Raw genomic sequence first — 7,003 nt, 5'->3', positions numbered from 1 at the left:
GCTCTATAAACTATGGAATTAGTACCCTCATAAATTTTGGCAATAATTTGGTAACCTGAAATATTAATCATTGTTAAATTTTCCTGCAAAACTACTAAATTAGTTCTTAATTCTTAAATATTGTCCGTAAGCAGAAGGCAAGGGGAGTGTGGTAAGTGTAGGGAGTGTGGGAAATGTGGGGAGAAACTACAACCAGAAGGGTTAAATTAACTGTTTGGGCGTTCGAGCTTCCCATACCCTCACCGACCCACACCTGCTAAACTCATCCCCCCGGTGCATTTTACACTTAATGAAATAGCCACCCCTTTTAAGGGAATGAAAATAATAAACTTCAGTATTTCAAATCTCCCTATTCTCTAGAGATACTGATAATTGATAACTGATAACTGATAACTGAAATATGTCTTCTCCTCAAACTACTTTCTACCATGATATCCGTAACCTGGGAATTAACCAAAATCATTGGTATGCTGTTGCTCGTAGCATAGAACTTAAATCTCAGCCTTTAAACATTACCCTTTGGCATCAACCCATCGTTCTGTACCGGGGTTACAATGGAAAAGTCCATGCCCTAGAAGACCTTTGCCCTCATCGTTTTGTTAAACTTAGTTCTGGTCGTGCGATCGCCGATGAATTAGAATGTCAATATCATGGATGGCGTTTTGAGTCAAGTGGTAAATGTTCTCATGTACCTTATTTAGCAAGTAATCAAAAATTACCGACTTGTCAAATTCGGACTTTTCCAGTCCAAGAAATAAACGGTTTTATCTGGGTATTTCCTGGAGATAAATCATTGGCAAATTTAATTTCTCCTCTAGAAATTCCTGAGTGGGAACATCTCAATTATATTGCCACAATATCAGTCATAAAATGTCGCGCTCATTATTCTTATTTAATAGAAAATTTAATGGATATGCACCACGGACATTTACATCAAAACTGGCAAGCTTGGGCAGCAGCAGAATTAATAGACTTATCTGAAAATGACCACCGGGTAGATGCTTATTATCAGGCTCAAAGCTATTATAAAATTGACAAAATTTGGTCAATATCTCAATTATTATTTCCTGCTTTGCGACAACTCCATCCCGAACCATTAAATGTTAGTTATATCTATCCAAATTGGGTTTCTAACCTGGGGAAAGATTTTCAAATTTACTGTCTTTTATGTCCTATTAATGAAAGAGAAACCCAAGCTTATCTGGTTCACTTTACATCACTTCATGCCTTTTGGCGTTTACATAAACTACCAGAATGGTTTAGACGATTTGTTAAAAAAAGTTTATTTGGTTCAGCTCAAAAACTACTCGATGGTTTAGTGGATCAAGATGTAGAGATGATAGAAGAAGAACAACAAGCTTATCTAAAAAATCCTCAGCGCCGTAATTATGAGTTAAACAGCGCTCTAGTAAGTACACAAAAGTTAATTAGAAAACAAGCCATCAAATGAATCATAAATATATGCTGAAAATAATAGAGTATCTGTTTAACAGCCGATAAGATACTCATAAGGTATAAAACTTATAATACATAAGTTATCACCATATTATAGTTCGGTCAAAAGTCCCTGAATTATATCACTTTTCAGTTCAATAGACCAGAAAATCCTGATCGGGAGTGGGGAGTTGGAAGTAGTCAAAGATGCCTAGGGTTTCTTTGCTCACTCTAGTCTATCTAGAGAGAAAACTACTATAAATCACGTCAATCAAGAAAAATTGTCCCTGTTTGAATCTTCCGATTTCAAACAGAGATTATAATATCTGACTTATGACCAAAAAATCAGGTCAATAGCTTCCCCTTTTAAGAGGATGAAAAAAATAAAGTTCAGTATTTTCTTGCCTCTGGCTTTCCTACGGAATGCTACGCAAACAGTGGTCGGTACTGATAACTGATAACTGGTAACTGAAATGACTTTTGACTCTTAAGTTCGTCAAACAGTTACTCTCTAGGGAGCAACTAACATAGCTAATAAAAATTAGCATGATCGAAGTCAATATCTCTCACATTATGGATGGAGCGAGTTCAACATGGGTAATACCATTGGCATAATGTTTGGGTTTTTAGGTGGAACAATTTTCGCCAGTGAAGGGGGATACAAAGTCTTGCAACACCCTAACCCAAACCGAGAATATCAAAGACTTTCAGAAGCTAAATGGTTTTTGGCCTTGAGGTGGTGTGAACAATTTCCAGCTCCTGCTGGTATCCTTAACTTCCAAGGTCAATTTTCTTTTTATAATCAAGCAGCATTAAGAATTGGAGAACATAATTTTGTACCTCTAGAGTATAGGCAAGAAATTTTTAATCAATGTTTATCCTTACCAGCAGGTACAACAAAAACTTACTCAATTTTTGCACCTGATGGTAGTTATTTTAGCTCTTTTGAGGTGATGGGAATTGAGATCGATCCTAGATATGGTAGGGTGGCTATTGTTAATTCACTCTAATTTTTTTGATTGAAAAAATTGGTAGTCCTAAAATGTCATACCAATTCACTTGAAAAATGTCACAAATAGTTGCCGACTGATAATGTGAAATAGTAAGCTAAAATTACTGTATAACCTAACTTTTAAGCGATTCAAATATCACTTCTGTACGTCGCCCTACCGACAGCTACCCTAGGTTATACCGTTTCACGGAAGTCAAAATTCAAAAGTCAAAATTCTAAAGTAAGATTTAATAGACAGAAAACTTTATTATTAAGTAGTTTCAAGGGATTATTTGACATTATAAATTTCCAAATATTTGTGACATCCTTAAAGTGAAAAGGTATTACTAGGTGGGTTTTCTATTATAGGACTAGGCATTTAGGGCGCGGATATTGGTAAATGCCGTTTGCAGAGTATTTCCGCACCAAAAACTTAGTCAGAGATAACTTTTGACTGTCAGATGTGCGTCTTACATTCTGTTGGCGTAGCCTTTCCGTAGGAAATGGAGACCTCAGAATTACGCACTCGATGCATGACTTGCGCGTAGGGCTATACTTATCATTACTTCTTTACCACTACCAAAAAATTAAGCATTAGGTAGGTGAGCTGGAAGAACGCTTATGGCAGCAATAGCAATGTAGATGAGAGCAAAACGGGTTTCAAATATTGCGACAAAATAAAATTTTGTTGTACGATACCAATCTAATCTAAGGGCGATCGCTGCTAACTTAAGTAAGGCCACACCGAAAGATAAAGCTGTTACTAAGTTTAAGCAGTTGCACCAGTAAATACCAAGTATAATCAGGGTTGCAGTGCTATGATAAATAATTCCGGGTATAGGGCAACTGGTCTTTTGTTTCCGTAACTTGAGTGTAAAGATAGCGCTACTAAAAAATAGGGTATTAAGTATCCACATTGCTAGTGCAGTCAGAGAAATATTGCCTGTGGTAGCTGTGTATGCTAGGGGTGCTGAGAGACAGATAGCTAAAAATCCAATCATTTCGTTTAATATAGATTTTTGTTTACGTTTGAAAACAGCAATACTATCCGCAACTAAAGCTGCTATTGCTATTCCATAGATCCATAGTAAACATGGGGTTTGGAGGTAAAGCCACCCAGCTATCGCTATTGCAATACTTCCATACAAAGCACCCCAGATTAAAAAGCGAGGTTTCCAACTGCTTCGCTGTTTGATTTGGACTACTAAGGGATGTTCTGCTTGTAAGGCGAAAAAAGCACAGATTAGAGCTAAAGTTGTTGAGCTTGTCCATTCTTGGGCTAAAGCTGCTCCAGTGAGAAAAGAACCACCTAAGACCAGTAATACCCCCTGTTCTGGAGAAAAGGTAGGTCTGCACCAAGCATATAGGTTGGGACGATTCTTTTTAGGAGTAATTGTTGATAACTGAACCATACTTATCCTCCAAAATAGATAATATGACTAATTTATATAAGATTCAAGCAAATATCTCTATAAATTTCTTGAGAATTATTATTAATAATTTCACAAATATTCCCTAGATTTTAAGTATTCATTGATACAGAAATCTGAAATAGTTACTAAATCAGGCTACTTAGGAATAAAAATTTCTATTTTTTACCGAAAAAAGAGGTATAAAGCCTCCCCTTTTAAGGGGATAAAAAAGCGGTCGTTTGCGGAGCAGTCCGTCAGGATGAGATGGCGAGGTCTCCCGCTCTTGCAGAGCCACTTCGTTAACGCCATATCTAATCGACCAAGAGAAATCAACTTCAGTATTTCAAGCCTCTGGGTTTAGCCAGAGGTACTGTTAACTGATGACTGATAACTGATATAGCACTACGCATTAAGGTTAGGACAGTTATAAATCCTGGAACCCTTTAACAGTCTACTGTTCCCTGTTCCCTATTCCCTATTCCCTATTCCCTAGCGCTATAACTGATAACTGATAACTGAAATGACCTACTTTAAAGAAAAATAATTGAATATGAGGATAAATTAAGATAATTCAATAATTGATAATTGATAATTGATAATTATCCATTATTGAAAATACAATACCGATGCTACCGGACATGATATAAATTATATCAATGAGCGCTGGTATATTTACAAATTGTAGTAGGGGCCAAGCAGCTCAAAGTCTTATACTATCGGCAATTTCTTCCCCNTTTACAAATTGTAGTAGGGGCCAAGCAGCTCAAAGTCTTATACTATCGGCAATTTCTTCCCCCTGTTGCCTGTAGCAATAGTGCCTGTTGCCTGCGCACAGCGCTATATTTTGATTAATTCTGGACATTGCCAAAAGCGATCGCCCCTTTGATTTGAGAGAGGCGATCGCTTTAACAATCAATTTAGATTGGGAAAAAGAGTGCTAATACTAATTAGATAGGGACAAAATCAGTATTAGTTAGATCGGCAAGACTGTTAGTGGGGGTAATAAAGTCAACCAAAGTTGCTAAAGTTTCTGTCGAGCCAGATATATTAGTCTGTATGATAGCATTGCTACTGTTGTTCGGGTCAAGTCCTATTATCAAGTCATCGAAAGTCAGACCATCTAATAAGAAGTTATCTGCTTCTAGAGGATCAGTTGCATCATCTACATAATCTAGAATCTGATCGTTGCCATCACCAGAACGCAATACAAAACTGTCATTCTCGTCTCCACCAGTTAGAGTATCAGGACCGCTACCACCATCAAGAGTGTCATTGCCGGTCAAACCACCATTAAGCATGTCAGCACCAGCACCACCATTAAGACTATCTCGACCGCTACCACCATTAAGAGTATCTCGACCGATACCACCATTAAGAGTATCTCGCCCGGTACGACCGAGGAGGATGTCAGCACCAGCACCACCATCAAGATTATCGTCATCGATACCACCATCAAGACTATCGTTACCGCCACCACCGATGAGGGTATCTAGACCGCCACCACCTTCGAGGGTATCTCGGTCATTACCACCATCAAGAATATCTTGACCGTCACCACCGAGGATGCTATCTCGACCACCACTACCAAACAGTTGGTCGTCGCCATCATCACCATTTATTATATCATCTCCTCCTAGGCCGTCGATAATGTTGTTCTCGGCATTACCAGGAAGATTGTCATCGCCTGGAGTACCAGTAATAGGTGTAGGGTCGGTAGGGTCGGTAGGGTCGGTAGGGTCGGTAGGAACAGTAGGATCAGTAGGGTCGGTAGGAATAGGGTTCCCAAACTCGAAGGCACCAATATCAGCAACACCATTCACAACACGCTGGAAACCTGTACCACGTTGGTCAGTAGTTAGACCAAGAGAGTTGCTGCCAGCATCAATAGCAGCACTACCAGTTTGTAAAGCATGGGTTTGAGTGGGTCCCCCGTTATCAGCAAGAGGATCTAGACCAGGGTTAGTGACTCCGGTTAGGTCGCCTGTACCGTTGAAACGACCAGTAGCGTTTCCTGTACCAATTAAGTTGTTGCCACCACTTTGTATGGCGTTACTACTATTAGTTAATTCGTCAACGTCACTGTTAACGTTACCAGCAATAATGCTAGAGGTGACAGTTGTAGTTTGAATGCTTCCGAAAGCAGCTAAACCACTACCTTTACCTACAGGTGCTTGGTTATTAGTAATTGTAGAGTTGCTTATTGTCGCATCGGGGCGCGTGCCATCTTTAACGTAGACACCACCACCTTCACTATTCGCGCTGTTACCACTAATAGTGGAATTACTAATACTTGTAGTGCCAACGATATAAACACCACCACCATCACCAACATCAGCACTTGCTAGGTTGTTATTGATAGTAGAGTTACTAATATTTGTAGTACCAAATGCGAAGACACCACCACCGTCATCAGTTGCTGTATTATTGCTAATAGTAGTGTTGGTAATATTGGCGCTACCTATGGAATTCACATATATACCACCACCGTCAGCTACACTACCTGATGCTGTGTTACCTGTAACTAGGCTGTTGCTGAGAGTGAGTGCTTCATTAGTGAATATACCACCACCATCACTTTGATTTGTGCCAGTACCAGAAGCAAATCCACCTGAAAGGTTAATCCCACAAATGTAAACTGAACATTGTTAAAAGTTGTTACCATCGTCAATATTAAATACACGGGAGTTACCTCCTGCATCTATAGTGACTGGGTTGCTTTCATCACCATCAATGGTGAGGTTTTTATTGATTAATAGTTCACTGGCGAGGGCGATAGTCTGACCACCTAGACTGGGGTCAAATTGAATCGTATCACCTGCGGCGGCATCAATAATTGCTTGTCTTAGGGAACCAGCACCACTATCATTAAGATTGCTAACTAGAGCCATAATTTGTTCTCTTTTTAAGTATTTTGTTTACTGTTTAGTTAAACATTAGTAGTTGGTTCCCATCCGGAAAAATTTTAGATTAGCTTTGGCAGATTTATTTTGCTTGAAATTTAATTAGACATGGCAATAATTCCAGGGTAAATATTTATTATCCTGGTTTGATCAAGGTATTAAATAATGAGTAATTATGCTTGTTCAATAATTGATAATTGATAATGGATAATTGATAATTACCTCTGGTTAAAACCGTTACGGAATTGAAGATTGGGAAATATCAT

The 7,003-nt window shown here is 38.7% G+C and carries 5 protein-coding genes; 2 read left to right on the top strand and 3 right to left on the bottom strand.

Going from position 1 to position 7,003, the window contains the following annotated elements:
• Window positions 1–400: 400 nt before the first annotated feature.
• Window positions 401–1,450, top strand: coding sequence for an aromatic ring-hydroxylating dioxygenase subunit alpha (locus AFK68_RS17265; RefSeq protein WP_094673842.1), 1,050 nt, complete (start codon window positions 401–403; stop codon window positions 1,448–1,450).
• A 577-nt stretch (window positions 1,451–2,027) separates the two neighbouring features.
• Entirely contained in the window at window positions 2,028–2,444 is a 417-nt protein-coding gene (locus AFK68_RS17260) for a hypothetical protein (protein ID WP_094673841.1), read from the top strand.
• A 568-nt stretch (window positions 2,445–3,012) separates the two neighbouring features.
• Here the strand turns inward: AFK68_RS17260 and AFK68_RS17255 are convergent.
• The 3 genes from AFK68_RS17255 to AFK68_RS17245 all read right to left on the bottom strand — a co-directional run bounded on the left by AFK68_RS17255 (window position 3,013) and on the right by AFK68_RS17245 (window position 6,725).
• Complete coding sequence (locus AFK68_RS17255) at window positions 3,013–3,837, bottom strand: YwiC-like family protein (RefSeq protein WP_094673840.1); 825 nt, start codon at window positions 3,835–3,837, stop codon at window positions 3,013–3,015.
• A 947-nt stretch (window positions 3,838–4,784) separates the two neighbouring features.
• The gene (locus tag AFK68_RS36945) at window positions 4,785–6,308 is read right to left on the bottom strand and encodes a calcium-binding protein (RefSeq protein WP_168186521.1); all 1,524 of its coding nucleotides are present in this window, start codon (window positions 6,306–6,308) and stop codon (window positions 4,785–4,787) included.
• A 174-nt stretch (window positions 6,309–6,482) separates the two neighbouring features.
• On the bottom strand, window positions 6,483–6,725 hold the full coding sequence (locus AFK68_RS17245) for a hypothetical protein (protein WP_094673839.1): 243 nt from the start codon (window positions 6,723–6,725) through the stop codon (window positions 6,483–6,485).
• Window positions 6,726–7,003: the final 278 nt, after the last annotated feature.

The organism is Hydrocoleum sp. CS-953, assembly GCF_002260545.1.
Lineage (GTDB): Bacteria > Cyanobacteriota > Cyanobacteriia > Cyanobacteriales > Microcoleaceae > Trichodesmium.
The sequence above is the reverse complement of the archived record's forward strand: the minus strand, read 5'-3'. Positions and strand labels throughout refer to the sequence as shown.